The organism is Enterococcus florum (assembly GCF_004309355.1).
GTDB lineage: Bacteria > Bacillota > Bacilli > Lactobacillales > Enterococcaceae > Enterococcus_A > Enterococcus_A florum.
In genome coordinates this window covers 75813-101060 of record NZ_BJCC01000009.1, presented here as the reverse complement: position 1 = coordinate 101060, position 25248 = coordinate 75813, and the positions used below count along the sequence as shown (strand labels likewise).

37 protein-coding genes and 1 other RNA gene are annotated in these 25248 nt (G+C 41.8%); 13 read left to right on the top strand and 25 right to left on the bottom strand.

Going from position 1 to position 25248, the window contains the following annotated elements; all coding sequences use genetic code 11:
- Positions 1–109: 109 nt before the first annotated feature.
- The 4 genes from NRIC_RS05630 to NRIC_RS05615 are packed head-to-tail and all read right to left on the bottom strand — an operon-like array spanning position 110 to position 2951.
- Positions 110–877 (bottom strand): 16S rRNA (uracil(1498)-N(3))-methyltransferase, encoded by a 768-nt coding sequence (locus NRIC_RS05630; RefSeq protein ID WP_146621716.1) that lies wholly within the window; start codon positions 875–877, stop codon positions 110–112.
- Between the two features lies 1 nt (position 878).
- On the bottom strand, positions 879–1826 hold the full coding sequence (gene prmA, locus NRIC_RS05625; protein WP_146621715.1) for a 50S ribosomal protein L11 methyltransferase: 948 nt from the start codon (positions 1824–1826) through the stop codon (positions 879–881).
- A 20-nt stretch (positions 1827–1846) separates the two neighbouring features.
- Positions 1847–2323, bottom strand: a complete 477-nt coding sequence (locus NRIC_RS05620; protein WP_146621714.1) for a DUF3013 family protein — start codon at positions 2321–2323, stop codon at positions 1847–1849.
- Between the two features lies 1 nt (position 2324).
- Positions 2325–2951, bottom strand: coding sequence for a DNA-3-methyladenine glycosylase (locus NRIC_RS05615; protein ID WP_146621713.1), 627 nt, complete (start codon positions 2949–2951; stop codon positions 2325–2327).
- 138 nt (positions 2952–3089) lie between these two features.
- Here NRIC_RS05615 and NRIC_RS05610 point away from each other — a divergent pair, with 138 nt between their 5' ends.
- The 4 genes from NRIC_RS05610 to NRIC_RS05595 all read left to right on the top strand — a co-directional run bounded on the left by NRIC_RS05610 (position 3090) and on the right by NRIC_RS05595 (position 5569).
- Complete coding sequence (locus NRIC_RS05610; RefSeq protein WP_146621712.1) at positions 3090–4367, top strand: replication-associated recombination protein A; 1278 nt, start codon at positions 3090–3092, stop codon at positions 4365–4367.
- A 137-nt stretch (positions 4368–4504) separates the two neighbouring features.
- Positions 4505–4698, top strand: a non-coding RNA gene (gene ssrS, locus NRIC_RS05605) — 6S RNA.
- 64 nt (positions 4699–4762) lie between these two features.
- Complete coding sequence (locus tag NRIC_RS05600) at positions 4763–5044, top strand: hypothetical protein (protein ID WP_146621711.1); 282 nt, start codon at positions 4763–4765, stop codon at positions 5042–5044.
- 54 nt (positions 5045–5098) lie between these two features.
- Entirely contained in the window at positions 5099–5569 is a 471-nt protein-coding gene (locus NRIC_RS05595; RefSeq protein ID WP_146621710.1) for a universal stress protein, read from the top strand.
- A gap of 134 nt (positions 5570–5703) precedes the next feature.
- Here the strand turns inward: NRIC_RS05595 and NRIC_RS19255 are convergent, their stop codons facing one another.
- The 9 genes from NRIC_RS19255 to NRIC_RS05555 all read right to left on the bottom strand — a co-directional run bounded on the left by NRIC_RS19255 (position 5704) and on the right by NRIC_RS05555 (position 10045).
- Positions 5704–5880 (bottom strand): hypothetical protein, encoded by a 177-nt coding sequence (locus NRIC_RS19255; RefSeq protein ID WP_175580012.1) that lies wholly within the window; start codon positions 5878–5880, stop codon positions 5704–5706.
- A gap of 142 nt (positions 5881–6022) precedes the next feature.
- A complete protein-coding gene (locus NRIC_RS05590) occupies positions 6023–6376 on the bottom strand; it encodes a fluoride efflux transporter FluC (protein WP_146621709.1) in 354 nt (117 codons plus the stop codon).
- The gene (gene crcB, locus NRIC_RS05585) at positions 6373–6756 is read right to left on the bottom strand and encodes a fluoride efflux transporter CrcB (RefSeq protein WP_146621800.1); all 384 of its coding nucleotides are present in this window, start codon (positions 6754–6756) and stop codon (positions 6373–6375) included. The genes NRIC_RS05590 and crcB overlap by 4 nt, the downstream gene beginning before the upstream one ends.
- Before the next feature lie 116 nt (positions 6757–6872).
- Positions 6873–7250, bottom strand: coding sequence for a DUF3021 domain-containing protein (locus NRIC_RS05580; protein ID WP_146621708.1), 378 nt, complete (start codon positions 7248–7250; stop codon positions 6873–6875).
- Positions 7251–7261: 11 nt separating this feature from the next.
- Entirely contained in the window at positions 7262–7711 is a 450-nt protein-coding gene (locus tag NRIC_RS05575; RefSeq protein WP_146621707.1) for a LytTR family DNA-binding domain-containing protein, read from the bottom strand.
- Between the two features lie 128 nt (positions 7712–7839).
- On the bottom strand, positions 7840–8385 hold the full coding sequence (locus NRIC_RS05570) for a cysteine hydrolase family protein (protein WP_146621706.1): 546 nt from the start codon (positions 8383–8385) through the stop codon (positions 7840–7842).
- A 32-nt stretch (positions 8386–8417) separates the two neighbouring features.
- Positions 8418–9113 (bottom strand): 5'-methylthioadenosine/adenosylhomocysteine nucleosidase, encoded by a 696-nt coding sequence (locus NRIC_RS05565; protein ID WP_146621705.1) that lies wholly within the window; start codon positions 9111–9113, stop codon positions 8418–8420.
- Between the two features lie 72 nt (positions 9114–9185).
- Positions 9186–9470: a cell wall synthase accessory phosphoprotein MacP gene (macP, locus tag NRIC_RS05560; RefSeq protein WP_146621704.1), complete on the bottom strand. Its 285-nt coding sequence runs from the start codon at positions 9468–9470 to the stop codon at positions 9186–9188.
- Positions 9467–10045, bottom strand: a complete 579-nt coding sequence (locus tag NRIC_RS05555) for an NUDIX hydrolase (protein ID WP_146621703.1) — start codon at positions 10043–10045, stop codon at positions 9467–9469. Before NRIC_RS05555 ends, macP begins: the two co-directional genes overlap by 4 nt.
- A 229-nt stretch (positions 10046–10274) precedes the next feature.
- Here NRIC_RS05555 and NRIC_RS05550 point away from each other — a divergent pair, with 229 nt between their 5' ends.
- The 6 genes from NRIC_RS05550 (at position 10275) to NRIC_RS05525 (ending at position 15705) form a co-directional block, all read left to right on the top strand.
- Positions 10275–10946 (top strand): 5-bromo-4-chloroindolyl phosphate hydrolysis family protein, encoded by a 672-nt coding sequence (locus NRIC_RS05550; RefSeq protein WP_146621702.1) that lies wholly within the window; start codon positions 10275–10277, stop codon positions 10944–10946.
- A 98-nt stretch (positions 10947–11044) separates the two neighbouring features.
- The gene (locus tag NRIC_RS05545; RefSeq protein ID WP_146621701.1) at positions 11045–12235 is read left to right on the top strand and encodes a toxic anion resistance protein; all 1191 of its coding nucleotides are present in this window, start codon (positions 11045–11047) and stop codon (positions 12233–12235) included.
- 108 nt (positions 12236–12343) lie between these two features.
- The gene (locus NRIC_RS05540; protein WP_146621700.1) at positions 12344–13333 is read left to right on the top strand and encodes a DUF389 domain-containing protein; all 990 of its coding nucleotides are present in this window, start codon (positions 12344–12346) and stop codon (positions 13331–13333) included.
- Positions 13334–13425: 92 nt separating this feature from the next.
- A complete protein-coding gene (locus tag NRIC_RS05535) occupies positions 13426–14139 on the top strand; it encodes an ABC transporter ATP-binding protein (RefSeq protein WP_146621699.1) in 714 nt (237 codons plus the stop codon).
- Positions 14136–14876, top strand: coding sequence for an ABC transporter permease (locus NRIC_RS05530; protein WP_146621698.1), 741 nt, complete (start codon positions 14136–14138; stop codon positions 14874–14876). The genes NRIC_RS05535 and NRIC_RS05530 overlap by 4 nt, the downstream gene beginning before the upstream one ends.
- Before the next feature lie 4 nt (positions 14877–14880).
- Entirely contained in the window at positions 14881–15705 is an 825-nt protein-coding gene (locus NRIC_RS05525; protein ID WP_146621697.1) for a MerR family transcriptional regulator, read from the top strand.
- A 38-nt stretch (positions 15706–15743) separates the two neighbouring features.
- Here NRIC_RS05525 and NRIC_RS05520 read toward each other — a convergent pair whose 3' ends face one another.
- The 6 genes from NRIC_RS05520 to NRIC_RS05495 form a co-directional block, all read right to left on the bottom strand.
- Positions 15744–16607, bottom strand: coding sequence for a GRP family sugar transporter (locus NRIC_RS05520; RefSeq protein WP_146621696.1), 864 nt, complete (start codon positions 16605–16607; stop codon positions 15744–15746).
- 75 nt (positions 16608–16682) lie between these two features.
- Positions 16683–17705 (bottom strand): two-component system sensor histidine kinase SapS, encoded by a 1023-nt coding sequence (gene sapS, locus NRIC_RS05515; protein WP_146621695.1) that lies wholly within the window; start codon positions 17703–17705, stop codon positions 16683–16685.
- A gap of 9 nt (positions 17706–17714) precedes the next feature.
- Positions 17715–18386: a two-component system response regulator SapR gene (gene sapR / locus NRIC_RS05510; protein WP_146621694.1), complete on the bottom strand. Its 672-nt coding sequence runs from the start codon at positions 18384–18386 to the stop codon at positions 17715–17717.
- Between the two features lie 105 nt (positions 18387–18491).
- Positions 18492–18854, bottom strand: coding sequence for an iron-sulfur cluster biosynthesis family protein (locus NRIC_RS05505; protein ID WP_146621693.1), 363 nt, complete (start codon positions 18852–18854; stop codon positions 18492–18494).
- Positions 18855–18916: 62 nt separating this feature from the next.
- Complete coding sequence (locus NRIC_RS05500; RefSeq protein WP_146621692.1) at positions 18917–20413, bottom strand: phosphohexomutase domain-containing protein; 1497 nt, start codon at positions 20411–20413, stop codon at positions 18917–18919.
- Positions 20414–20496: 83 nt separating this feature from the next.
- The gene (locus tag NRIC_RS05495) at positions 20497–21177 is read right to left on the bottom strand and encodes an N-acetylmannosamine-6-phosphate 2-epimerase (protein WP_146621691.1); all 681 of its coding nucleotides are present in this window, start codon (positions 21175–21177) and stop codon (positions 20497–20499) included.
- A gap of 319 nt (positions 21178–21496) precedes the next feature.
- Between NRIC_RS05495 and NRIC_RS19500 the strand changes: the two genes are divergently transcribed.
- Entirely contained in the window at positions 21497–21634 is a 138-nt protein-coding gene (locus NRIC_RS19500; protein WP_373862069.1) for a helix-turn-helix domain-containing protein, read from the top strand.
- A 133-nt stretch (positions 21635–21767) separates the two neighbouring features.
- On the opposite strand, the gene NRIC_RS05485 is transcribed toward NRIC_RS19500, so the two are convergent.
- Entirely contained in the window at positions 21768–22013 is a 246-nt protein-coding gene (locus NRIC_RS05485; RefSeq protein ID WP_146621690.1) for a hypothetical protein, read from the bottom strand.
- 590 nt (positions 22014–22603) lie between these two features.
- Here NRIC_RS05485 and NRIC_RS19250 point away from each other — a divergent pair.
- Both NRIC_RS19250 and NRIC_RS05475 read left to right on the top strand, forming a co-directional pair.
- Positions 22604–23389, top strand: a complete 786-nt coding sequence (locus NRIC_RS19250) for a sensor histidine kinase (protein ID WP_175580011.1) — start codon at positions 22604–22606, stop codon at positions 23387–23389.
- Between the two features lie 13 nt (positions 23390–23402).
- The gene (locus NRIC_RS05475) at positions 23403–24149 is read left to right on the top strand and encodes a LytR/AlgR family response regulator transcription factor (protein WP_146621688.1); all 747 of its coding nucleotides are present in this window, start codon (positions 23403–23405) and stop codon (positions 24147–24149) included.
- Between the two features lie 58 nt (positions 24150–24207).
- Here NRIC_RS05475 and NRIC_RS19245 read toward each other — a convergent pair whose 3' ends face one another.
- Genes NRIC_RS19245 through NRIC_RS05460 form a run of 5 tightly spaced genes read right to left on the bottom strand, consistent with a single transcriptional unit; the run spans position 24208 to position 25202 of the window.
- Positions 24208–24399 carry a hypothetical protein gene (locus NRIC_RS19245; protein WP_175580010.1) on the bottom strand — a complete coding sequence of 64 codons (192 nt, stop codon included), beginning with the start codon at positions 24397–24399 and terminating at the stop codon, positions 24208–24210.
- Between the two features lie 13 nt (positions 24400–24412).
- Positions 24413–24568, bottom strand: a complete 156-nt coding sequence (locus NRIC_RS19240) for a hypothetical protein (protein ID WP_175580009.1) — start codon at positions 24566–24568, stop codon at positions 24413–24415.
- Between the two features lies 1 nt (position 24569).
- A complete protein-coding gene (locus NRIC_RS05465) occupies positions 24570–24845 on the bottom strand; it encodes a hypothetical protein (protein WP_146621687.1) in 276 nt (91 codons plus the stop codon).
- A 15-nt stretch (positions 24846–24860) separates the two neighbouring features.
- Positions 24861–25025 carry a hypothetical protein gene (locus tag NRIC_RS19235; protein ID WP_175580008.1) on the bottom strand — a complete coding sequence of 55 codons (165 nt, stop codon included), beginning with the start codon at positions 25023–25025 and terminating at the stop codon, positions 24861–24863.
- Positions 25026–25037: 12 nt separating this feature from the next.
- On the bottom strand, positions 25038–25202 hold the full coding sequence (locus tag NRIC_RS05460) for a DUF945 domain-containing protein (RefSeq protein ID WP_146621686.1): 165 nt from the start codon (positions 25200–25202) through the stop codon (positions 25038–25040).
- Positions 25203–25248: the final 46 nt, after the last annotated feature.

Genomic DNA, 25248 nt, shown 5'->3' with positions numbered 1-25248 from the left:
ACCATAACTTGTTTTTCTGCATTCCTGCTGAACACTCACTTGCTTGCGTGACACAGGGAGTATTGTTTCACTTGTAAAAAAGATGATTGTTTCTATTATACAGACATGTTTAGGGCTTTTCAATGACCGATTTATTCAGCAAATCGTAATAAAATCCTAATGCGCTCATGACATAAAGCGGTGCTGTCTCGGTCCGTAAAATTCGCGGTCCCAACCCGCAAAGAACAGCCCCGGCTTGCTGAAAAGCCGTCACTTCTCGTGGCGACAACCCACCTTCAGGACCAAATAGCACCAGCACTCTGCTGTTTGACTTCATTTTGTGAAGACTCTGGATGAATTGGGCTTGTTCACCCTGTTTGGCTGACTCCTCATAAGCTACTAGGACAGTGTCGTAGGCGGCAAAAAGGTGAATCAGCTCTTTTTCCTTGTCGACAAACTGAATGTCCGGCAGATACTGTCGGTGGGATTGCTCAGCAGCTTCTTGAATGATTTTTTGCAGCCGCTGCTGCTTTTTTTTCTGCTTTTTTCCGTCCCATTTGACGACGGAGGCCTCCGCAGGAAACGCAATAAAATGCTGTGCCCCAAGTTCTGTGGCTTTTTGTACGATCAGTTCGAGTTTTTCACCCTTGGGAAACCCGCTGGCAATGGTCACTTCGATCGGAAGCTCTCTGGCAATCGTTTCTTTTTCCAGTTCTTTTAGTTGGACGGATTCTCCACCAATATTTGTAATTTCGGCTTTGATTGCCACCTGATCTCTGAACACAAGAAAGGCTTGATCTCCAGGGACCATTCGCATTACTCGCACGATGTGATGATGCGCTTCGCCAGTCAACTCCACTACTGGCTGATAGTCTTGATCAATAAAATAGCGCTGCATATTACGCTTCCTCTGGTTTCTTCAATATCATGGCATACCAGTCCTTTTGTTGAAAAATACGATCGATTTCAAATCCTTGTGTCAGGATCTCCTCTAAGATCATGTCCTTTTTATCTTCAATGATGCCTGAAATAATGAAGGTCCCTTTCTGCTTCAACAGGCGCCAGGCATCTGGGATCATCAATGAAATAATATCGGCGAGAATATTGGCAACGATGATATCCGCTTTCGTAGTAACATCCGTCAATAGATTATTGGCAGCTACTTGGATATTTTCCGTTCCTTGATTCATATCCACATTTTCCTGTGCGGAGCGAACAGCGACTTCATCTAAGTCATACGCATAGATTTTTCCGGCACCCATCAGTGAACAAGCAATACTTAAAACACCAGAACCGGTACCGACATCCAGTACCGTCTCTCCGCCGCGAACGACGGTCTCCAATGCTTGCAGAGTTAAGCTGGTCGTCGGATGGGTCCCTGTCCCGAAGGCCATTCCCGGATCTAAGGTGATGATTTTTTCATCTGAATGCTGTGTCTGGTAGTTTTCCCAGCTTGGAACAATCGTTAGATAACGTGTGACACGAACGGGATGATAATACTTTTTCCAAGCCGTCGCCCAATCGCTTTCCTCTACTTCGCTGATAAGAATCTGATTTTCACCAATTTCCAATCCATATTCCGGCAGGCGATCAATTTTGTCTGTGATCGAAGGCAGAATCTCTGGTAAAAAAATCGTTTCAGGGAAGTAGGCCATAACTACTGCCCCTTCCTTAAGCTCAGTAAACATTTCTGGGTCTACTATTTCGCCAAAAGGGTCCTTCTGATAATTTTGAATGTCCAATGCATCCTCGATCGCTACACCTGTCGCTCCGGCCTCCATTAAAATATTGGATACTGCCTCAACGGCTTCACTGGAGGTTATCACCTTTACTTCGTTCCATTTCATTCTTTGGTACTCCTTTTTGCCTAATATTTGGGATAAGGGAAATAGCTTGTTTCTGTCGTATCGATTTTCTTTTTAAATGCGTCATCGAACCAATGCAATTCAAAAACAGCTTCGTCGCTGTCCTCTGCTAAAAAGTCCAGCAGATCACTCTGTCCTTCTTCGATTACTTCACGCAAATAATCTACGACCGCGGTCAATTCCGCTTTCTTCATCCCCTTTTTTCCTTCATAAGGGATCACTGCCAAGTACTCTTCGGTATCGACAACCGATTTTTCTGGATCGTAAAGTAAAATGGCGTCTTCAAATTCGATGATCTCCTCCTCCGAAGCCGTTCCATCAACATCATCTAACTCAATCTGCTGCTTGTTTTCAGCATACAAGCGAAAAGCAATCTCAAAGGTTCGGTTGCGGGTATCCCAAGCGATATTTAGTTCATAATCAGGGATTCTCTTGTTTAAGTACTGGTCTAAATAGTCAATCATGCTTTCTTTTGCCATTTTATTTCCTCCATCCGTGATCGGGATCGATCGCGCTTCTTCGTTGTTTTGAGAGATAGGGATTGCCCTTGACCGTAAATCGCAAGGGGATATCCGTCCAGATTCCTTTATTCGGAATGCCGATTCGGGGTAATTTTTCGACTGTTTTCGGAAGCCTTCGTCGTTCGGGAACGAGGTGTAGTACGCTGGTAAAGATCGAATCCCCGTACAACGCTTTGGAAATTCTTAATGCCTGCACAAGTTTTCCCGGTCCATCACTCAGGGCTGAGCCGGTCTGGCCGTTGCGATTTTGGATCATTTCATCTATGCCCTCCGCTGGTTCCAGCCCCCGGATCATCACACCTTGTGGAATCCCTTCTGGCTGAGTGATGATATTTAAAATCAAATGCGTATGCATCGTATAAAGATAAATCGTCCCAGGTTTTTGATACATAGCTTGGACCCTAGGCGTATTGCGCATTCCAAAGCTGTGGGCAGCCTCATCCTCTGGCCCTAAATAAGCCTCGCAGTCTACGATATAGCCTCCAAGTGTTTGTCCATTGATTTCATGCTCAAGGTACATTCCTAGAAGAAACTCTGCCACTTCCTCAGTCGTATGTTTACTAAAAAAATCGATCACTTCATTCATTTTATTCACCTTTCCTATCATACACAATTATCTGTCCAGATACCACGTTCATCCACCCAGATTCCTATAAATACCTAGAAAAAAATGCTATACTAGAACGTATATTCCCAAAACAATTGCCATGAAGGAGAGGAAAACATGCAGCAACCTTTAGCCTATCGTATGCGTCCCCGCAATTTAGAGGAAGTCGTCGGACAGCAACATTTAGTCGGCCCTGGAAAAATTATTCGCCGAATGGTCGACGCCCGCATGCTTTCTTCGATGATTTTATATGGACCGCCGGGTACAGGCAAAACCAGTATTGCGAGTGCGATCGCCGGTTCGACCAACTATGCGTTTCGTATGCTGAATGCAGCAACTGATACGAAAAAAGACCTGCAGATCGTAGCAGAAGAAGCCAAAATGAGCGGGACAGTGATCCTCCTGCTGGATGAAGTCCATCGTTTAGATAAAACCAAACAGGATTTTCTGCTGCCGCATCTTGAAAGCGGCCGGATCATTATGATCGGGGCAACAACAGAGAATCCTTATATTACGATTAATCCCGCGATCCGCAGCAGGACACAAATTTTTGAAGTAAAGCCATTGACCGAAGAAGATATCCAAGCAGCCGTTGAATCTGCACTGAAAGATCCAGAACGCGGACTAGGGAATTTTCCGATCAAGATCGATGAGGAAGCTTTACGTTTTCTTTCTCAGGCGACAAACGGTGATTTGCGCAGCGCCTTGAATGGCTTGGAGCTGGCTGCTAGATCAACGCCTGAAAATGAGGGGGGCAAGATTCATTTGACCCTTTCGATCATTGAAGAGTGTGTGCAGCGAAAAGCATTGACCCATGATAAAGATGGGGATGCCCATTACGATGTCATCTCTGCGTTTCAAAAATCTGTACGAGGCAGCGACGTGGATGCGGCGTTGCATTATCTAGGTCGGCTGGTGGAGGCTGGAGATCTGCCGATCATTTGCCGGCGGTTGATGGTCATGGGCTATGAAGACATTGGGTTGGCCAATCCGCAAGCGGCCGCTCGAACGGTGCAGGCGGTCCAAGCAGCGGAGAAACTAGGATTTCCGGAGGCCCGTATGCCTTTAGCCAATGCGGTGGTCGATCTTTGCCTGTCGCCAAAATCCAATTCTGCCTATGTAGCACTGGATGCGGCAATCGCAGATATTCGCTTAGGCAAAGCCGGCGAAGTCCCCGATCATTTACGAGACAGTCATTACAAAGGCGCCAAAGAATTGAATCGCGGTATTGGCTATCAGTATCCTCATGATTCAGAGATCGCATGGGTCGATCAGCAGTATTTGCCAGACAAACTAAAAAATGCCCACTACTACGAACCTAAAAAAACCGGAAAATACGAAGAAGCCCTAGGCCAGCAGTATTACCGAATTTTGAAATGGAAAAAGAAAAAATAGGAGCAATTTTTTTTGACAATCGCCCCATTCATCAACTACAATAGTAATACAAGAAAGATGAAATCACTCATCGAACAGAAATGACATACCAGTTCGATTGATTGCGTCTTAATTATGACTATGCTATGATTGAAATGGAAATTCTGTGATGTGCGAGTTGCCTATTACAGTGTTGACCGAACATTTTTATTGATATTTCGGGATCCGTCTTGTGTCAAAGTTGGTAACATGCCTTTTCCTTTGGTAGTTCGATACTTAGACCATGGAACCCACCTGCTTGAATTTGCGGGATCAATACTATCGGGCGAATAACGGCATCGACGGAGTTTTCCATTCTTTTGGATGAAAGCAATTTGCTTATGGCAAATTGCTTTTTATTGTATGGAGGGAAAAAGATGATTCAGATTTTAATGATTGTTATGGCTGTCCTTTTGTTCTTGTGCAGCTATTATTTGCTGCAACGATCAGAGAGCCTGTTTGTGTTGATTGCGAAAACAAAAGACAACCAACGCTTCTTGCGTTACTTTGGTCTATTGTATGCAGCATTTGGTGTGATTGGTCTTTTTATTGCGATCATTGATCACTCGACACCATCCATGATTTATTTGATCATCGTCATCTTGTTTTCCGCTGTCTTCAGCATTCAATTAGCGAAAAAAGCAAAATCTTCTTTATGATAGGATTTTAGGAAAAAATGTTTTAAAATAGAAGTAGAAAAGGAGCTGATACAGATGGAACAACAATATAAAAAAATCATGGTCGCCGTGGACGGATCAAGCGAAGCTGAACTGGCATTTAAAAAAGCAGTCAACGTCGCAAAGCGAAATGATGCAGAATTACTGCTGGCACATGTTATCGACACGCGTGCCTTTCAAACGGTTTCTTCCTTTGACAATGTTCTTGCGGAACAGGCAACAGAAATGGCCAAACAAACGCTTGCAGATTATGAAAACTATGCAAAAGAATCTGGTTGTGCTCACGTTTCAAAAGTGATCGAATATGGCGCACCAAAAATGATGATCGCAATGCAGATCCCAGAAGAAAACAAAATTGATTTGATCATGTTGGGTGCTACTGGGCTGAATGCGGTAGAGCGTCTGTTCATCGGGTCAGTCTCCGAATACGTGATTCGCAATGCCAGCTGCGATGTTTTGATCGTACGTACTGATTTAGACAATCAGCTGCCTGAAGAAAACGAATAACTAAAAAGACCTTGATCTCTAAGGCAATTACTCAACCCAATCGGTATTGAGTAACTTGCTTGGAAATCAAGGCTTTTTTTATTGTCTATTTCATCTTGCTGTTGCATTAGTATCCTATTTTACCTGCAAAATCGTTATGAATGATTGCTGCGCCACTCCACGACAAATCCTAATAAAATACTGCAAATGCATGAGAAAAGAAGAATGTCAAACGTCGGATCCTTGTGAACATATATCCGAACAAGCAGCAGTCCCACAATCAGGAATGCGATGATTCCAATGAGGAACAACGATACATATCGACCCTTCATTTTACTTCGCCTCCCTTTAATTTTATGAACAAAGGGTAAGAGTCATTCTCATTTTAATGATCCACAGCCAACTTTACAAGGCGATCTCGGCCCATATTTTCTTTGTTCGTTAAACTTTTCGGGAAATCGCAGCATGAATGAGTTACAGACTTGTGCCAACAAGGATGCCCAGAAAACTGCACAGCAGCCCAAAGCCATATGTGCCCACCAAATACCGATAAAACATCGCTCGATCTTCTTGAAACAACACAAAAAGTTCAAAATTGTACGTTGAAAAAGTTGTGTATCCTCCCATTACACCCGTGCCTAAAAATAGATAGACATTCTGCGAGAGGTGCACCCCGAAAAAAAGGCCTAAAAGAAAGCTGCCGGTCAAATTGATCAGAAAGGTCGCTTTCGGCAGCCGCTTGGTCCGTGGTTCAAAATAAGTATTCAAAGTAAAACGCAGCATGGCACCTAATGCTGCACCCGTGCCAACTAAAATCGTATTAATCATCCGTCTGCCCTCACTCCACGATGATAAATAACTTCACCTAAGTAGGTCATGGCAATTCCTCCAATAAATGATCCCAGCAAATAAAAAGCAGCAAGCCCCAGCCTGCCATGTTGGATTAATTGCATCGTATCCAAAGCAAAAGAAGAAAAGGTTGTCAGTGCCCCGCAAAAACCCACTCCTATTCCTAAAACAAGGCGGCCGGAAACATCCATATCACTAAGGATATGTTTCACGATCCAGCTGAAAATAAAACAACCGATCAGATTTACGATCATCGTGCCCAGTGGAAAACCGCCAACCTTTGGAATCAGCTCTCCGATCCAGTACCTGGCCGATCCTCCTAAAAAGGCAAAAAGACCGATCACTACATAATCCAACATTTTCGCCATCTCCATCTCATAAATTCTCGTTTACTATAGCTTGTTGCTGCGATTTTCGCAACTGATTACACACAAAACCATCCAATGTATGTTAAACACAGGATGGTCAGTTACAGCTATTTTAACTTTTGATTGATTTGTTCGACATCACGCCGGTATTTTATATAGTATCCACTCCAAATAGCAAAGAAAATCAAAAGAAAGAATAAAGAAGCAAACAGCACTACAATAAATTTTAGCGTAAACCACTGATTGATCACCGCAATCGCCATGAAGGCAAGAAAGCTTCCCCCTAAATGAATCATGGTTCGCAGCAATAATGGAATTTTTTCATATTCATAGATAAGGCTCAATAGCCCGATCACGATAGAAAGCCCGATGAAACTAAATGCCATTGTTCTTATCTCCTGATTAACATACACCATCGAAAAGAAGGTAAATATCCCACAACCGATCCCAATGGATTGGATGATTGTTTTTCCAGCTTTGCCCATTTTTATTCCTCCTAAATGCTCAATCTCTTTTTTAATTCCTCAACAAATCGTCTGGATACGACCACTTTCATTCCGTTTGACAAATGTGCATACAAGTTCCCAGAAAAGGCGATCTCCAGTTTACTGATTTTTCTGATGTTGACCATCGCCGATTTTGAAATCTGTAAAAATTGATCTGCTGACAATTCTTCCTTCAGCGAAGTTAAGGATTGGCGAAAGGTATGCGTATGAGTTGTCGTGTGAAGTGTCAGCATCTTATTGAAAACCTCCGCATAAACGATCTCGTCCTTTTTCAATAAGAGAATCTCGTCCTTTATTTTAACAATCAGTTTCTCTGATTGTTGTGCCGTATCCAATTTTGCTACCACTGCATCAATGGTTTGCTGTTCAGAGGCCCGAATCCAAATTTCAGGTTCCACCCATTTTTCCGCAATTTCTGTTACTATTTTCAATCCCTTCATTTTCCACCTCCACACAGTTATCATAAGGGATTTATTTTCTCTTTGATAGTCATTTTGCCTTTCCGGTCTACAAAATGGCGCATGCGGTAAAAAAAGAGAAGTACTTCTCGTACTCCCCTCCGCTGTGCTTAAATGATTTTGGCACCTAACGTATTCTCAAAGTGTCTCAATGCCCATTCATGACCAGAAGCATCAAAGCTGGCGACTGCAGCCTTCGGAATCACTAAGCGATACCCTAAATTGTATGCATCTACCGCCGTATGCAGAACACAAATGTCTGTGCACACCCCAGTCAAACAAAGCTCCGTGATGCCGCGTTCTCGCAAGCGAATATCCAGATCGGTTCCGCTGAACGCCGAGTAATGCCGCTTATCGATCCAATAAACCGTTTTGTCAGCCTGATTTTCACGGTAGAAATCTGCTAATGCTCCGTACAATTCCCTGCCTGAAGTACCGATCACATTGTGTGGCGGAAACAATCGGTTCTCAGGATGAAATTGATCGCTGGGATCATGACCATCAATAGCAAAAACAACATAGTCGCCTTGTTGAAAATATTGGGTGGTCACTGCGAATAGGGCTTCCTCAATCGCTTGACCCGCTTCACCAGTTGTTAGTTTTCCATCAGTTGCCACAAAGTCATTGGTATAATCAATCGAAATCAATGCACGCATTTCGTTTGAATCTCCTCTCTTAAAAAAATGATCTATTTCAAGACCTTTACAAATTCCATCACCATTTCTGCAGATCGCTTGCCCGCATCATCAATAAACTCGTCAAAGCTTTGAGTGGCCTGATGATCTGCAGTATCGCTGATTGCCCGAACCACTAAGAAAGGAATGTCAAATTGCTGTGCTGTTTGAGCAATCGCAGCTCCCTCCATTTCGCAGGCTAATGCCTCAGGAAAATTAGTTAAGATACTGCGAATTTTTTCTGGATCGTCGATAAAACTGTCCCCTGTCACGATCAGGCCTTTTTTGATCGGCTGATCCGTACGTTCGGCAGCTTTGGCCATCGTATCTACCAAATAACGGCTTGCTTCAAAATACAGTGGCATTCCTCCTGGAAGCTGACCTGGGTGATAGCCAAATCCGGTAGCATCCACATCAAAATAAGCCAACTTCTCTGAAATGACGACATCCCCAACATGAAGACCGTCGCCAATACCGCCGGCAGAACCTGTATTGATCACCATATTTACTCCATATTGCTGGATCAATAAGCTGGTGGTCAACGATGCTGCTACTTTGCCGATCCCAGAACGCACAACGATGACTTCATGTCTTCCCATCGAACCGGAAATAAACAAAGCGCCTGCTCGTTCCCAAGAAAGCGGGGCTTCCAGCTGTTCTCGCAGCATTTTTATTTCCTGGTCCATGGCACCGATAATCCCAATTTTCATGATTGTTTGCTCCTTGTTTTCTTGATTTTTCTTCTTGATTATACCTGCTAAAAAGGCGAGGTACCAGTATGCTTATAGGAAGAAAACCGCCAGCATGACGATCACTAACAATATCCCTACAATCAAAATCGCTTTGTTCAGGAAGGTGTTGCGTTCTCTTTGGCGTTCTTTTTCTCCGCTGCGTGTCTTGCTGATGGGTTTGCTCTTTTTCAGTTCTTTGCGGTACACGTTGCTGATTTCTTTTTGGCGTTGCGCATAGGCCTTGTCAGCATCCAATTTCCGCTGCTGTGCCTCTCGCTCCTGCTCTTCTTTTCGCCTTCTTAATTCGCTTCTTGTCACAAGCGGCGATCGACTCATGTATGATCCTCTCCTTGTTTTGCTTGCATCAGTTCCCAATATTGTACAGCAAAAATCGTTTTTGCATCACAAATTAGACCGTCTAGGATGGCTTGTTTTGCTTCTGCTAATGTCAATTCATACAATTCCAACACTTCATCCTCATCCTGAGGAAGTGGGTGTTCCACTTTTTCTAAATCAGCAGCTGCATAAATGTAAAGTTTTTCATTGGAGAAACCTGGTGATAAATACATTTCGTTGACGTATGTCAAGGTCTCGGCATGGTATCCCGTTTCTTCTTCTAATTCTCTGACCGCTGTTTTGATAGGCTCCTTGCCCTCGCCAGGATCAATTTTTCCTGCAGGGATCTCTAATACAACTTTTTCTAAAGGCTTGCGGAATTGTTTGACCATCACAAGTTTGTTCTCTTTTGTGATTGGAATAATTCCTACGCCCCCATTATGTAAAACTAATTCTCTTTTGGCTGTGCCGCCCATCGGCAAAGCAACATCATCAAGATAAACGTCGATGATTTTTCCTTTGAAAATTTCTGTTCGCTTGATTGTTTTTTCTTCAAAATCACGATATTCCAGCATCTTCTCACCCTTTATTTTTGATGATAACGCGTTGACCGAATAACTTCAACGGACTCAGGACCTATTGTATCATAGAAAATTATTATGTTTTTTCTAAATCTGAAAAATCCATCTTTAGTCCGATACTAAAACTATAGAATTTCATGCTATTATGAGCGTGTAAGGTAATACGTGAATAAATAATGCATTAAAATAAACCCGCTTTACTTACTAGATTAGGAGGATCAACATGCGAAGAAAAATATTCCCAGTAGTGATGGTGCTGATTGGGATCATCTGCTTTTTTGAAGGAGATTTTGGTGACTATCTTGTTTTCTTGCTCCTTGCACTTGGGGTTCGACTTATATACCAAGGAATCAAAGGCCGTCCTCGTACACCACGAAAGGACGTCATGCCTGCTCTAACAAAGGAGAAGGAAGAGTACTATACTGGTTTGGGAATGAGCGAAAGCGAGATCGAACTCTTCCGCGAAACTATGAATATCTCGAAAAAACAGATTACACAGCTACAAACCAACATGAAGCAAAACGCCAAGCTCAAAGCAATCGATTTGCGCCACGACACATTAAAAGCTGCGAAAGCTTTGTTTAAAGAATTGGTGAAAGAACCGACCCGTTTACCTGAAGCGAGTCAATTCTTATACACCCACTTGCCAAATATTGTCGACTTAACAAATAATTATGTGGAAATCAACAATCACGAGGTCAAGTCGAAGGAAGTTTATGGTAAACTGGAGGAAAGTGCACAGATCATTGATCAAATGGCAGCCTTGATTGTAAAGGACTATCAACAATTTGTTTCGAATGACTTGGAAGAGATGGATGTCGAACTTTCCATCGCCCGTCGAAACTTAGACAGTGATCCTGATCTGGCAGAACAATTTAGCGAACAAGAAATCTAGCTTAGCTAGATTTTTTTGAATCAGCACCGATCGCCTTTCCTGTGCTGAGCGGTTCGCGAAACAATCAATACCCTAGAGATGAATTAGGAGGAACAGTGATGGAACCTGAAAAGAAAACTGCAGTCAGTTCAGTCAATGATACGTTGGATGATCTATTAAGCAATCCCTTCGGCACAGACAGCCTGACTCCTGTCCAACAACAAGAGCTCTCTAGCTTGCAGGAGCAAGAGCAAGCCGATCGTCTTGTTGATAAATTGCCAGAAGAACGCCAAGCACAAGCAAGAGAGCTCGCAAAAAAAATTGATGTGAATGATTCACAGGCGGTGATCACCTATGGTGCTACCGCACAAACAAAATTGAGCGAATTTTCTCAATCTATGCTGAATACAGTGTCCGCTCAAGATATCGGACCGATCGGCGATTCATTGAATCAATTGATGTATCGTCTGCAAGAAGCCAACCCGGACGAGTTGCGTGTCGGTGAAGGAAATCTTTTCCAGCGAGTCTTCGGAAAAGTAAAACAATCTATTTATGAAATCACGACGAAATACCAAAAAATCGGTGCTCAAATCGACAAAATCGCTATGAAACTGAACACGGAAAAAGACGGTTTATTGCGTGACAACCAAATGTTGGAGCAGTTGTACACGAAGAACAAGGATTATTTCGATGCCTTGAACATTTACATTGCTGCAGCCGAGCTTAAAATGGAAGAACTGCGCATTGAAACAATTCCGGCGGCAAGTGAAAAGGCCCAAGAAACCGGAGACCAAATGGATGTGCAGATCGTCAACGACTACACACAATTCTTGGATCGTTTGGACAAACGGACTTACGACTTGAAATTGGCGCGTCAAATTACGATCCAGCAAGCACCGCAAATTCGGTTGATTCAAAATACTAATCAGGCATTGGCAGAAAAAATCCAAGCTTCGATCAACACGGCGATTCCATTATGGAAAAACCAAGTGGCGATTGCGTTGACTTTGCTTCGTCAAAAGGATGCTGCGACTGCACAGCGGCAAGTTTCTGAAACGACCAATGATCTATTGAAGAAAAATTCAGAAATGCTGAAGATCTCGACGATCGAAACAGCAAAAGAAAACGAACGCGGCATCGTCGACATCGAAACCTTGCAGCAAACCCAAAACGACCTAGTCGAAACCTTGGAAGAAACGATTCGGATCCAAAAAGAAGGAAAAGAACGTCGCCAAGCAGCAGAGATCGAGATCAATCATATGGAAAACCAATTAAAACAAAAACTGATGGAATTAACGACCAAACGCTAAAATCTGGGAGATTTACTCCCAGGTTTTTTTATTTTTATCGTATGAGTGTATTTTTTGACGATTCACTCTCCTTCTTTTTACAATTAGGTAAAAAGGAGGGTGGCTCTCATGAATCTTAAACCGGATTTTTTAACGAAAGACACACTGATCAACAAGGTCTATAGCAACATGGATCAAACCATTCTTGTTTATGGCGTACTGATTTTTGCGACGCTGATGGCTTCAATCGGGTTAAATTATAATTCTACGACCACCATCATTGGGGCTATGCTGATTTCTCCATTGATGTCAGGTATCAGCGGAATTGGTGTTGGTCTGGGGTTGTCCCTTTCAAAAATGGTCAGAAAGGGAATCGGGATCTTTTTCATTCAATTTGCGATCATTTTAAGTGTTTCTTTCTTATTCTTTTGGCTGACACCGATTAAGGAGCCCACTCCCGAAATCACTTCCCGTACTTCTGCAACGATCTGGGATATTTTGGTAGCAAGTATTGCAGGAGGGGCGCTTACCTTTGCTACTATCCGCGGCAAGGACAACAACGTGATCATCGGAGTCTCAATCGGAACCTCCTTGATTCTGCCTTTGTGTGTCACTGGTTATGGTCTTGCAGGCGGTGATTTTTCGATTGCTGCAGAAGCTGCAAAACTCTTTTTTATCAACGTCTTTCTAATCTTTTTAGTTGTTTCCTTGATCATTTATTTCTTGCACTATGAAAAAGGGACGCGAAAGAAAAAATTACTGGCAATTTTTCTGCTCTCCGTTGTGCTTGCTGGGACACTCGTTTTTTCAACCGTTCAGTCAACTGTGACCGAATATCGAGCAAAGCAATTTGCCGAACATGCGTTGGCAGATTATTACATTTTGTCTCAAGAGATCGAACGAAACCAACGCACCATCCAGCTTACCGTAGTAGGAACACCCCTTCACGACAATCAAGTCCAGCAATTGGAAAATCAATTGACTGATTATCATTTGAACAATTTTGAGTTACGTATTACCGTGCGGTCAAACGAAGATGGTTCGATTGATGCCGCGGAGTTGGCAAAGATCTTGAATCAGCAAAACAAAGGAACCTCTAAATTTTTAGGATTGGAATAATCAAATCAATACCTTCAAAATTGGAGGTATTTTTTTGTTGACTCTCCCCTAACAGCAGGCTCTATTCTTGGTATCGTAAGGGAGGAGAATCAATGAGTATGATTACAGTGAAACAGTTGAATAAACGTTTTGGAGATCAGCAAGTCCTGCAAAATGTAAGCTTGGAAGTAAAGAAAGGGACCGTGTTTGGGTTACTTGGACCGAACGGGGCTGGAAAAACGACACTGATCGAATGCATACTGGGCTTACAACAAGCAGACAGCGGGGAAGCACTGCTCTTTGGGGAATCTGTTCGGAAAAACCGGCAGCGATTATTTGAGCGGATCGGAGTCCAGCTTCAAGCTTCTCACTATCAACCCAATATCAATGTTTATGAGATTTGCCAAGAAATGACGGCCTTGTATCAAGCCCCTTTGGATTACAACGAGTTGCTGGATCGTTTCAACTTGTCCGCGATCAAAAAACAGCGGGTCAACAGCTTATCTGGAGGGCAAAAACAACGTTTGTCCTTGATCTTAGCACTGCTTCCCAATCCGGAAATCGTTTTTTTAGATGAACTAACGACAGGATTGGATACGGAAGCTAGACGAGAGGTTTGGGCCATTTTAAGAGAATTGAAAAAGTCGGGCCTGACGATTTTTCTAACTTCACACTACATGGAAGAGGCCGAACAGCTTTGCGATGAACTTTTATTTCTGAGAAAAGGAAAAGTACTCGAACAGCGACCGCTGAAAATAATTCAACAGGAAAAGAATTTCGTCACACTAGAGGAGTATTACTTAGAAAAGATGGAGGAAACTGCATGAAGAAGTATTGGATTTTTTTAAAAGTGGAGGGCAAATTGGCCATTCGATCAATGGAGGGCATCATTTTCGGGATCGGCATGCCCATCGGGGTCTTGCTGTTGATCACTATGATCTCAGGCACTCAAACCGCCAGTAATAACGGTCATACCTTCTTGCAAAACAGCTTCCCAGCTCTGGCAACTGTCGGCATCTGCGCAACAGCGTTCATGGGTCTGCCGATCACCATCAGTGACTATCGTGACAAAAAGATACTGCGCCACTTCTTTACAACCCCCAGCAGTCCGAGCTTCTTTTTAAGTATTCAATTTATGATTTGCACCATACTTGCTTTTAGTTCCACCTTGGGAGTGACTCTAGTGGCTACCTTGGTTCTAAACTATCAAATGACTGGTTCTTGGGTAGGGTTTATTCTGGTATATCTTTTTGTTTTAATTGCGATGTACAGTATCGGTATGATGATGGCCAGCCTCTGCAAATCAAGTCAACGCGCCCATCTGGTCAGTACGTTGGTTTACTTTCCAATGCTGTTTTTCTCAGGCGCAGTGATTCCTTATGAGATTTTTCCAGATGGACTGCAAAAGGTTGCACAGGTGTTGCCGTTGACCCAAGGCATTCGGCTGTTGAAAATCGTTTCCTTTGAAGACATCCAAGCCGTACCATTACTGCCCTTGATTTATCTGTGTGTCTTGGCATTTATTGGTATACTAGTATCTATCAAAACCTTCAGATGGGAGTAAGGAAATGGAAGAAACGAACGAAACCCTCTATCGCGTGGGATTGTTTTCTCAAATGAATCAGGTGACGATCAAAGCATTGCGGCACTATGATGAAAAAAATCTGTTGAAGCCAAGCTACGTCGATTCTTTGAACGGCTACCGCTACTACAGCTCCAGCCAGTTGCCGGTCCTCCATCAAATCATCGCTCTGCGAAAAATCGGATTCTCTTTGGATGAGATTAAACGAGTTCAAGCGGGGACTGAAAAAAAGACTCTTCTGTCTCAAAAAAAGACCCGAGTGCTGGAAGAAATCTCAGAAAAAATGAAGGAACTGTCAGTGATCGAAAGCTACCTATCAGATAGCGAACAGTTGGTTGATTACGACATTATCGAAAAGTCATTGCCGGAGGTCCTCGTCGTTTCCATGCAAAAAACGTTGAAATCCTATGCTGAACTGGCTGACTACATGCCAGAAATGAGTCAGGAGATGGAACGACTTGGATACGAAACTTTGCATCCAGAATATTGCTTCAATGTTTATTTAGATGGCGAATACAAAGAAGAAGATATCCATGTAGAAATCTGCGAAGCAGTAGTAAAGGAATGTCCTAATGATGATTCGTTTTTGACCTTAAAGAAACTGCCTATGGTCAAGAAGGCGATTTGTACCCTGCACAAGGGCCCTTATGATAAGCTTCCTCTCAGCTATCAGGCGTTGATCCGCTTTGTTGAACAGAACGATTATGAGATTTGCGACATGCCGCGAGAATCTTACATCAACGGAACTTGGAATTGCGATTCCGAAAAAGACTGGCTGACTGAGATCCAGATACCCGTCCGTGCGAAATAAAAAGAAGAGAGGAACGATGCAGAGTCGTCCTCTCTTCTTTATGCTTTCATATAGCCTAAAACGATCCCGCCGAAAATAATCAGCAGACACCCTATCACCACAGAGTACATTTCTTTTTTCGTTTTGCGTTCGCCTAGAATAAAAATGCCACCTAAGGTCGAAATGATAATGCCCATTTGAGACAACGAGAAGCCGATAGCTAGACCGACTTGTTGAACCGTCAGAAGCATACAAATATTTCCAATTCCCCATAGCAATCCAGACAGCATATTGCGCCATACATACCGATCAATTGTTGTTTTCTTAAAAGCAAACAGAGTCGCAGCTCCAACCATTCCAATACTTTGAGGCAAGATAATCGCCAAAGGGTCGAGTCCCGCCCAAGTAATAATGATCGTATATGAAGCATAACCGATCGTAGAAACCAGCAAGGCTCGCAAGCCTTTGCCAAAATCCAGCATTTTATTTTCCGTTGCCACACCCGTCTCATCGTCTTGGCGAGCGGTTAAATAAGCCCCAAAGACCAGCAAGGCGAGTGCGATCAGTCCCAATATAAAATCTCTGGTTTTCGTCCATTCATGGAAAAAAACTGCTCCAGCTATCGTATTAAGCATCAACTGAAAGCCTGTTGACAGTGGAAGCCCGACGGAAACGCCGACTGCCTTCATGCCGTGAAACTGGCCATTTTGTCCCACTGTCCAAAAGACACCTGAAAGAAAACCAATCAGAACAATCCAGCTGTTGATTGTCGGCTGCACCATCAGATACGTTGCCAAAGCAAAAAGAAAAGCCCCCATCGTCATACCTAACGTTTGTTGATTCGCATCTCCGCCAAGCTTGCCGCTGACCAAGGCAATGCTCCCCCAGGCAAACATTGGGACTAGAGCGATTAAAATCGTCATACCGTTCCTTCCTTTCGCTTTATCTGTGCTAGAGTAGCAGAAAAATCACCCGCTTGACAAGTGATTTCTCATGCATTATCGATTTTCTTGGTAATAGCTTAATTGCGGAAAAAAGAGCGTCATCGTCGTTCCCTGTCCTGGTTCAGAAGATGCCGCAATGTCCACACCGAGCTTTTCCGCCAATTTTTTTGCTAGGTACAGCCCTAGTCCTGTGGCATGCTGTTCTGTCAAACGCCCATTTTCTCCAGTGAACCCCTTATCAAAGATACGCCCCATGTCTTCGGCAGGAATGCCTACCCCTTCATCCGTGACAGATAGTGAAATACCCTTGCTTTGTTTTTCGATACCGACATGAATTTCTTTGCCGTCTGGCGTGTATTTGATGGCATTGCTCAACAGTTGACGAAAAATGAACGCAACCCATTTTTCATCTGTCAAAACTTGGGCATCTTCTTCCGAGAGAGACATCTTAAGATTTTTTTGGATAAAATAATTCGCCTGACTTTTGATTACGGGCTGGACAATTTTTTTCAGTGAGACTTCTTGAATCATATAATCATTTACAAATTCGTCTAATCGTGAGTAGTAAAGTACTTGTTCAACATATTCATCGATCTTTTGCAACTCATTCTGCAATAGGATAAACTTCTCATCCTCAATGTCGTATTCGATGGAATGCAAAATCAGATCTACTGCTGCCAGAGGAACCTTGATCTCATGGATCCATGAATCGACATAATCCTTTTGGTCCTTTTGATTGCTGATTACTTGCTGCATCATTTGATGGTGGTCTTGCACCTGCTGATTGATATACATCTGTACCAGCTTTTCTTCTTCACTGTCCGCCTGATCGAGATACTGCTGCAAATGATTCTCTTCCTGCAGCTGAAGCTGCTGGTACCACTCTCTTTTGCGGTAATAATCCAATCCAATAAAAAGCAATAAAAAGAAAAATTGCAGCAGCAGCAAATAAGCAACGTTATCCATAAAGTGACTTAAATCTGGTGTCAGCCAAATCATAAAGACCATTAATCCGCTCAAAACCAGCCATCCAAAAAAGAGAAACAGTTTGTCCTTTAGAAAATTTTTGATCGTCATGGTTCCCTCCTAAGGTACGATATAGCCCTGACCGACTTTGGTTTGAATGAAATCCTCCACACCAGCCTGCTCGATTTTTCTGCGGAGACGGTTGATATTGACTGTCAATGTATTGTCATCGACAAATCGTTCATCATCCCATAAAGCCCGCAATAGTTTTTCACGACTCAAGATTTTTCCGTGCTGTTTCATCAAAATGTACAACAGCCGGTATTCATTTTTGCTTAAATCAATGACTTCTCCGTGGATCTCCATACTGCTATTGTCTAGATTTAATGTCAAATCACCGTGAGTCAATGTTTCGCCACCCTCAATATAGTCGTAAGAGCGACGCAACAGCGCATTGATTTTCGCAACCAGCACATCGACTTGAAACGGTTTAGTAATGTAGTCATCCGCCCCCATGTTCATCGCCATGATCTGATCCATATTGGTATTGCGAGAGGAAATAAATACAATCGGTACTTTGGAGACCTCCCGAATCTGCTGACACCAGTAATAGCCATCAAAAACAGGAAGATTGATGTCCAATAAAACAAGCTGTGGATTTTCTCGTTCAAAATCAGCAAATACTTCATTAAAATCCGTTGTCTGAAAAACGTCAAATTTCCATTTGGCCAGCTCTTCACCAATCAACTGACGAATTACTGCTTCATCTTCAACGATCATAATTTTTGCCAAGGCTATTCCTCCTTTTCCTACAATTAAGTATAAAAATGTCATTTGTCATTCACTTAGTCTTATCCTCTAGTTTATCAAACAAATGCTAAAAAAAGAAAAAGGAGCTCAGGCATCCCTTTTCTTCGTAAAATCAATAAATGATACATTGTCGTCGATGATGCCGCCTTCACCTGCCAAAACGTACGTACTCAAGCGTTCATTCCATCTCAACGTCATCTCTTCTTGCAAGTCTTCTTTGGAGTAGCCCTTGATCCAAAAATCAACTGTGTTCGTTTTGATTTTTTCATCATACCCCTCTTTTGGCATCGCCTCTTCAATGATGTTGATCGAAAACTGAGTTTGCATATGGATCATCGCATGCTGAGAGTACTCTCCTACACCATCTTCAAATGTCAGCAAGACAATCTTATGGCTGTCCAAATGCTGCTCGATTTGATGTTTGGCCCTATCATCTAATTGAATGTACATAAAAAAACCTCCTTGTTGTCCCTATCTTGGAACGAAGGAGGTTAAAAATCAAGCAGTTGCACTTATTGTATCAATGCTTCCAGTTTGGACAAATCAATCCGTCCATCCTGTGCCAATAGCGCATGGAAAACAGGTAGCTGTTTTTGAATTTGCCCTTCCTGATCGTTTTCAACCTGCATCACCAGCAACGGTTCATGCAGACTTAAACGCAGCAACATCCAGCCTTTTCCGTAAGGTTCCGTAACAGAAAAACGGACGCCTTCTTGATTCTCAGGATTTTCAGCAAAACCAGCTTGCTTAGGAAGCGCTGTTCGGAAAGCTTCGATCATGTTGCGCCCGGTTTCTTTGTAATCCTCGCCAGAAATTTCATAACGAACTTCCAACGTCTCGACAGGCTGTGCCAATTCAGCCATCAAATCAGTCAATTCACGGCCTTCTTTTTGCAGTTTTGGCAACAGCATCAAGATTTTGGCAATCACATAAGCCCCATCATCCAAGAAGTAATTTTCTTTGAAAGCCGCGTGACTACTGGTTTCGATCGCCAATTGGCAATCGATTCCTTCTTGATTCAATTCGATCGCCTTGTTGATGACATTACGATACCCGGAAATATAGCGATACTGCTTGCCGCCTTTTTCCTCGATAAATCGTTTCAGATGATCAGAGGTCGGTGAATTGGTTACGATCGTGCTGCCAGGATGCTCCGCAAAGACGATCGCGGCTAAAACAGCAATCAAATTATTACGATTGATGATTTGTCCATCCTTGGACACAATCGCTGAGCGGTCCACATCTGTATCAAAAATCACACCAAGATCCGCATGGTTATCCAGCACGGCCTTTTTGATGCTGGCCATGGCTTCTTTGTTATCTGGATTTGGAATATGGTTCGGGAAATGACCATCTGGCTCTAAAAATTGGGAACCTGTGGTATCAGCGCCCAGCACATCCAAAACTTTGCTGGCGAAATAACCTCCGGCACCGTTTCCTGCATCCACAACGATCTTCATACCGCTTAATGGTTTTTCCTCAGCAGAACCGATTCCTTTTTTGATTTTTTCTACCATGTCTTTGGCGTAAGCAGAGAGTAAATCGGCTTTTTCGACACTTCCCTCTGCTGAGACCTGGGGTTCAGTATGAGATAAAATGTAGGCGATATCTTCTTTTTCAGCACCGCCAGTTTTGCTGAAGATTTTGATGCCATTGAAGTAGTAAGGCAGATGACTCGCTGTCAGCATGATTCCTGCATCACAATTGAACTCTTCAAATTGAGTGGCCATAAACAATGCTGGCGTGGTCGCAATCTCAAAATCCAATACACTGACACCCGCAGCTTGAAACACCTCAATCATCGCTTGCTTCAGCTCAGGACCTGTTAAGCGACTATCGTAGCCGATCCCAATTTTGAAAGGTTTAGCGGTTTCATTTTTTTCCAGCCAATTCATAATTCCATTTGCAATCAGGGCGGCTTCCTCTACACCTAAATTTTTCGTCTTCCCCTCTGCTGTGATAGCGATACCACGAATATCTGAACCATTTTGTAATGTTGTTAATGCCATCGATACGCCTCCTTGAATTTACTTTTAGTTTATTATACCAAAAAAAGAAAGAAAAGGTTTCCCTTTCTCTCTTTTTTCTATCATTATTCCTTCACTTTTTTCGCTGCTTCAACATATTTCTTCGTGATCACTTGTGGACGGGTGATGATCGAACCTACCACTACCGCAAAGCATCCCAAGCGAAAGGCCTGCGTCACCTGCTCTGGCCGATCCGTGTGACCTTCCATGATTACAGGTGTTTTCACCTCATTGATAATCCTTTGCAATAACTCGAAGTCAGGGGTTTCCGTTTTATGAGAATAGTCAGTGTAGCCAGCCAATGTCGTTGAGAGGAGATCAAAGCCCAATTTTTCAGCCTCAAGTGCTTCCTCAATTGTTGATATATCTGCCATAGCCAACCGACCTGCTTTGTGTACAAGTTCCAGTAAATCAGATAATCGTTCATTATTGGGCCGAGTCTGCTTTGTCGCATCCATCGCAATGATCTCAGCTTCCGTCGTCAACAGTTCCTCTACTTCTTTGGCAGTCGCCGTGATATAGACCTTTGAATCCTCATAGTCTCTTTTGACAATTCCTATCACCGGAAGATCAATTTCAGATTTGATCGCCTGAATATCTGCGACCGAATTGGCTCTGATCCCAGCCGCACCTCCCTGTTTAGCTGCCAAAGCCATCTTCGACATAATATACGAACTATGCAGCGGCTCATTTTCTAGTGCCTGACAAGAAACGATAACATTTCCTCTTAATTGTTCTAAATCCATGAGGCAAACCTCCTTCATTTTCATCTCCATGATAACAGAAAAATGTTAGACCAACTTTAACTTTTTAAGATCAAATAACATTAACAGAATATCGTCTCACATAAATCGTTTTACACTATCATCATAGGGATTTACAATGAAAATACGCATTCAGCAGTTCTCGGTTTTTCTAACAGATCCCCCTTCTTCGTGAAGTAGAAAGATTCTATCTCGTTCGAATATGGTCAGATGATGGTACTGGGTCATCATTGTCTTCCTCCTAGTAGTGTTTCTCGACAAACCGATTCTAGTCGGATATTGATTAGGAGTCATTTTTTATGTGTTGCACTTAAAGTGTAAATTCAAGCTCTTAAAAACAGGCAAAGCAACCATGATTCGCTTTAATACCTTAGAAAAAATTTGTTCTGTTTTGAACTGCCATCCCGGAGATATTCTTGGATACGTCAATGAACCATAAATAAAAGAGGCCCTTAAGTTCAACACTTAAAGACCTCTTTTTTCTTTTCATTTAGCTTTTCCCCATTTTTGCTTGAACACCAAGTTTATTCAAAGTTGTTATGATATAATTAAGAAAATTTAAAAAACCCGTTTTATTGATAATAACCAATATAAACTTTTTCTTTAGATCTGTATTCGTAATATAATCTCGTCATGCCATTAAATTTTTTAGGAGGCACAGAAGAAAAGAAATACGTATAAACACTCCTGGGGAAAATTCCATTTTCTTGAATAGTTTGAATGTCTTGCGTATTAGCACCTGGGGAAGTTGCTGCCTGACCTACAATGGGTGAACCAAAAGCTATTATTGTACCCACCAATAGAATCATTTTTTTCATACTATCGCCTCCTATTTCATTAGTTTAAATCATAAAACATAAAATAGGGAAAAAATATCATAATCGACCCGTTTTTTGTCATAATCGGACTTTTTTACATAAGGAGGTAATAATTTATGGGTAGACTACTTATCATATTGGGAATTCTCCCATTATTGTTCTCTACGTTTTTTTTTAAATCAAAGAAAACCATACTCGATTTATTGATTAGTGGAGTATTGATACTTGGTATTTCAATAATTGCTCCCGTTTCAAGCGGAACATTGAAATCAATTATTTTATTCATCGTACTATTTTTTTCTTTTTATCACTCAGAACAAGAACCCCTTACTGCAGGAATATACTCTTGTCTTATTTTTATCAATGATTCCTTAGGTCCGTTCTTTACTAATTTAATCTATCGACATAACCCAGACTCCTTAATACTCTCTTTTTTTATCAGCAGTATGATTACATTAGTTATTGTATTATCTTTTGTAATAGTAGAAAAAAATCTTTTAATAATGTTTCAAAAAAGATATTCAAAATTTCGCATAGTGCCATTGATAATATGTCTTTTTCTTTTTTTCGAAATTCTAAAAGACAAATATTTGATAGAACTAACCACCTCTATTAATGCAAGTGTTTTAGAGAAATTATTATCCGACATTCTCCTAGCTGTCTTTCTTTTCTTAATTGTGATCGTCCTCATGGCGCAGCGCAGTGAACGAATGAAACTCGAAGCCGAAACAAAGAAAGCGCTCTATGAGAGTCAGTTGACTTATTTGCAGTCTATCGAAAAAAATGCTGAGGATGTTCGTAAGTTTAAACATGATTACCAAAATATTCTGCTGAGTATGGAGACTTTTTTGCAGGAAAATCGTTATGAAGAGTTGAAAGACTATTACTACACACAAATTCAGCATAGTTCTCAAAATCTGTTAAAAATGAATACACAGCTCTCTAAATTATCATTGATCCAAAATCTCGCTTTACGCAGTATTTTCTATGTTAAGCTCGGAACGATCGATACCGATAAAATTCGTTTTACCTTAGAGATCGACGAGCAGCTGCATATTGAAAAAACGGAAGAAATTCCGTTGGTTCGTGCTGTTGGAATCATTTTAGACAATGCTTTAGAAGCGTTGCGTGTTTTGGAAGAGGGTGCACTTCAGGTTGCCTTGATTGAAAATCAGGGAAGTCGATTGATCGTTGTTCAGAATACGTGCGCTAAGGATCTTCCGCCTTTGTATAAATTGGAAGAACAAGGTTTTTCAACGAAAGGCAACAATCGAGGCCTTGGCTTGACTAATTTGCGTGAAATCACCACGAATGCTGGTTTCATGGTGGAGACAGAGGTTCTAAATAGCCGATTTAGTCAAAAAATTATTTTTTAGAAAGGATAGGTCCATGCTGAAAGTATTCATATGTGAAGATGAAACGCCATTAAGAGAAACGTACGAAGACTATATTGAAAACCAATTGGTGATCAAAGAGCTGGATGCTCATTTAGTGCTGTCGACAGGAGAACCCAAAAAAATTCTCGATTACTTGCTGAATCATCCTGATACAACCGGCATTTACTTTTTAGACATTGAATTGAATGCGGAAATGGATGGCCTTAGCCTAGCTCGCGAAATCCGAAATTACGACGTATTGGGAAAAATCATTTTCCTAACCACCCATGATGAGCTGGCACCCATTACGTTTCAATACAAAGTGGAGGCCCTTGACTATATCATTAAAGGAGAACTAGAGAAGGTCAAAACATCGATCACTGAGTGTCTAGATACGATTTTTGCCCAGCAAAAGGTTCAGCCGGAAAAAAGAAAGCAGTTCATTATTAAAAATGGCAAGCATGAACGTTATATCGATCATCAAGACATGCTTTTTTTCCAAACCAGTACAGTGCCTCATATGCTCTATCTGCACACGTTGACTGGACGTATTCAATTTTATGGGACAGTCAAAGATTTGATCTCCATCGGCGATAATTTTGTGCGCGTTCATAAATCCGTAGTGGCGAACATGGACAATGTCCGTTCCATCGATAAAGAAAAGCTGAAACTGCTTTTTGTCAACGGTCAAAAATGTGCTTTTTCAAAGAAAAAAATCAAGCTGGTTCGTGATTATTTGGATCAAAAAAAGGAAACATGAGAGACGACTTCATCTCTCATATTTCCTTTTTTTGCATTACATTCACCAAGTGCATATCTTAAAATCCTAACCACTCAACAACACTATTCTCCGAAAAATCAATAAACTCCTCATCTTCTTTGTCATTTGTTTCGTGCAATCGAGTTGTGACAACCTCCTTGATCCTTTCCTCATCCATTGAATGTTCAACAACTTGTGAGACAAGACCTAAACTAACTACTACTCCTGCTGCTATGATTAATTTTTTCATTTTTCTTTTCCTCCTATTGATTAAAATCTTCGTCTTCTGGATCGTTCGTTTCATGCAAATAGGTCGTCACCGTCTCCTTCACAGCTTCTTTATCGATCGAGTGTTCCACGATTTGCGACACCACTCCGAAGCTCAACAAAATTCCCAATCCAATTAATCCTTTTTTCATGCTATTTTCCTCCTACCAATCGGTTTAAAAATGGGATCTTCGCCGTCCGTTCATCAATCAGATTGAATAATTCTGTTAAGACGGCCTTGCAGGTTTGCTTATCTCCAGTCGAAGCAGCTATTGCTTCAGCGATCTGATCCAAATGCTTTCTGCCGGCTTCTTTTAAGTGATTCTCTGCATATTTTTCATAACACTTTAAAACATTCTCACAAGTCTGTTGGCTTTCCCCACTACGCTGCGCAATTCTTTCAATTGTTTTCTGATGATTCATGTTCATTTCAATTTCCTCCTCTTAGTTGTTATCGTCGTTGTAATCTTCGTCTTCTGGATCATTCGTTTCGTGTAAATAAGTTGTCACTGTCTCTTTTACAGCCTCTTTATCCATTGATGACTCTAAAATTTGTGATACGATTCCTAGGCTAAAGATCAATCCCGCTGTTATTAGTAGTTTTTTCATTTTCTTCTCTCCTTAATGAGTAAAATCGATAAACGCTTCGTCTTCTTTGTCTTCAGATTCATGCAAATGTGTTGTAACCCTATGCTTCACAGCTTCTTTATCAATTGACTGCTCTACTAGCTGAGAAACGCATCCCAACCCAATGACTACACTTGCTAAAACGATAATTTTTTTCATGTTGCTTCTCCTTTTCTAGACCGACCGTCAGTCTATAAACATTTAT

Coding starts and splice junctions, on each gene's coding strand:
- NRIC_RS05630 (WP_146621716.1), bottom strand. CDS start 877: ATGCAGCGCTATTTTATTGATCAAGACTATCAGCCAGTAGTGGAGTTG.
- prmA (WP_146621715.1), bottom strand. CDS start 1,826: ATGAAATGGAACGAAGTAAAGGTGATAACCTCCAGTGAAGCCGTTGAG.
- NRIC_RS05620 (WP_146621714.1), bottom strand. CDS start 2,323: ATGGCAAAAGAAAGCATGATTGACTATTTAGACCAGTACTTAAACAAG.
- NRIC_RS05615 (WP_146621713.1), bottom strand. CDS start 2,951: ATGAATGAAGTGATCGATTTTTTTAGTAAACATACGACTGAGGAAGTG.
- NRIC_RS05610 (WP_146621712.1), top strand. CDS start 3,090: ATGCAGCAACCTTTAGCCTATCGTATGCGTCCCCGCAATTTAGAGGAA.
- NRIC_RS05600 (WP_146621711.1), top strand. CDS start 4,763: ATGATTCAGATTTTAATGATTGTTATGGCTGTCCTTTTGTTCTTGTGC.
- NRIC_RS05595 (WP_146621710.1), top strand. CDS start 5,099: ATGGAACAACAATATAAAAAAATCATGGTCGCCGTGGACGGATCAAGC.
- NRIC_RS19255 (WP_175580012.1), bottom strand. CDS start 5,880: ATGAAGGGTCGATATGTATCGTTGTTCCTCATTGGAATCATCGCATTC.
- NRIC_RS05590 (WP_146621709.1), bottom strand. CDS start 6,376: ATGATTAATACGATTTTAGTTGGCACGGGTGCAGCATTAGGTGCCATG.
- crcB (WP_146621800.1), bottom strand. CDS start 6,756: ATGTTGGATTATGTAGTGATCGGTCTTTTTGCCTTTTTAGGAGGATCG.
- NRIC_RS05580 (WP_146621708.1), bottom strand. CDS start 7,250: ATGGGCAAAGCTGGAAAAACAATCATCCAATCCATTGGGATCGGTTGT.
- NRIC_RS05575 (WP_146621707.1), bottom strand. CDS start 7,711: ATGAAGGGATTGAAAATAGTAACAGAAATTGCGGAAAAATGGGTGGAA.
- NRIC_RS05570 (WP_146621706.1), bottom strand. CDS start 8,385: ATGCGTGCATTGATTTCGATTGATTATACCAATGACTTTGTGGCAACT.
- NRIC_RS05565 (WP_146621705.1), bottom strand. CDS start 9,113: ATGAAAATTGGGATTATCGGTGCCATGGACCAGGAAATAAAAATGCTG.
- macP (WP_146621704.1), bottom strand. CDS start 9,470: ATGAGTCGATCGCCGCTTGTGACAAGAAGCGAATTAAGAAGGCGAAAA.
- NRIC_RS05555 (WP_146621703.1), bottom strand. CDS start 10,045: ATGCTGGAATATCGTGATTTTGAAGAAAAAACAATCAAGCGAACAGAA.
- NRIC_RS05550 (WP_146621702.1), top strand. CDS start 10,275: ATGCGAAGAAAAATATTCCCAGTAGTGATGGTGCTGATTGGGATCATC.
- NRIC_RS05545 (WP_146621701.1), top strand. CDS start 11,045: ATGGAACCTGAAAAGAAAACTGCAGTCAGTTCAGTCAATGATACGTTG.
- NRIC_RS05540 (WP_146621700.1), top strand. CDS start 12,344: ATGAATCTTAAACCGGATTTTTTAACGAAAGACACACTGATCAACAAG.
- NRIC_RS05535 (WP_146621699.1), top strand. CDS start 13,426: ATGAGTATGATTACAGTGAAACAGTTGAATAAACGTTTTGGAGATCAG.
- NRIC_RS05530 (WP_146621698.1), top strand. CDS start 14,136: ATGAAGAAGTATTGGATTTTTTTAAAAGTGGAGGGCAAATTGGCCATT.
- NRIC_RS05525 (WP_146621697.1), top strand. CDS start 14,881: ATGGAAGAAACGAACGAAACCCTCTATCGCGTGGGATTGTTTTCTCAA.
- NRIC_RS05520 (WP_146621696.1), bottom strand. CDS start 16,607: ATGACGATTTTAATCGCTCTAGTCCCAATGTTTGCCTGGGGGAGCATT.
- sapS (WP_146621695.1), bottom strand. CDS start 17,705: ATGACGATCAAAAATTTTCTAAAGGACAAACTGTTTCTCTTTTTTGGA.
- NRIC_RS05505 (WP_146621693.1), bottom strand. CDS start 18,854: ATGTACATTCAATTAGATGATAGGGCCAAACATCAAATCGAGCAGCAT.
- NRIC_RS05500 (WP_146621692.1), bottom strand. CDS start 20,413: ATGGCATTAACAACATTACAAAATGGTTCAGATATTCGTGGTATCGCT.
- NRIC_RS05495 (WP_146621691.1), bottom strand. CDS start 21,177: ATGGATTTAGAACAATTAAGAGGAAATGTTATCGTTTCTTGTCAGGCA.
- NRIC_RS05485 (WP_146621690.1), bottom strand. CDS start 22,013: ATGAAAAAAATGATTCTATTGGTGGGTACAATAATAGCTTTTGGTTCA.
- NRIC_RS05475 (WP_146621688.1), top strand. CDS start 23,403: ATGCTGAAAGTATTCATATGTGAAGATGAAACGCCATTAAGAGAAACG.
- NRIC_RS19245 (WP_175580010.1), bottom strand. CDS start 24,399: ATGAAAAAATTAATCATAGCAGCAGGAGTAGTAGTTAGTTTAGGTCTT.
- NRIC_RS19240 (WP_175580009.1), bottom strand. CDS start 24,568: ATGAAAAAAGGATTAATTGGATTGGGAATTTTGTTGAGCTTCGGAGTG.
- NRIC_RS05465 (WP_146621687.1), bottom strand. CDS start 24,845: ATGAACATGAATCATCAGAAAACAATTGAAAGAATTGCGCAGCGTAGT.
- NRIC_RS19235 (WP_175580008.1), bottom strand. CDS start 25,025: ATGAAAAAACTACTAATAACAGCGGGATTGATCTTTAGCCTAGGAATC.
- NRIC_RS05460 (WP_146621686.1), bottom strand. CDS start 25,202: ATGAAAAAAATTATCGTTTTAGCAAGTGTAGTCATTGGGTTGGGATGC.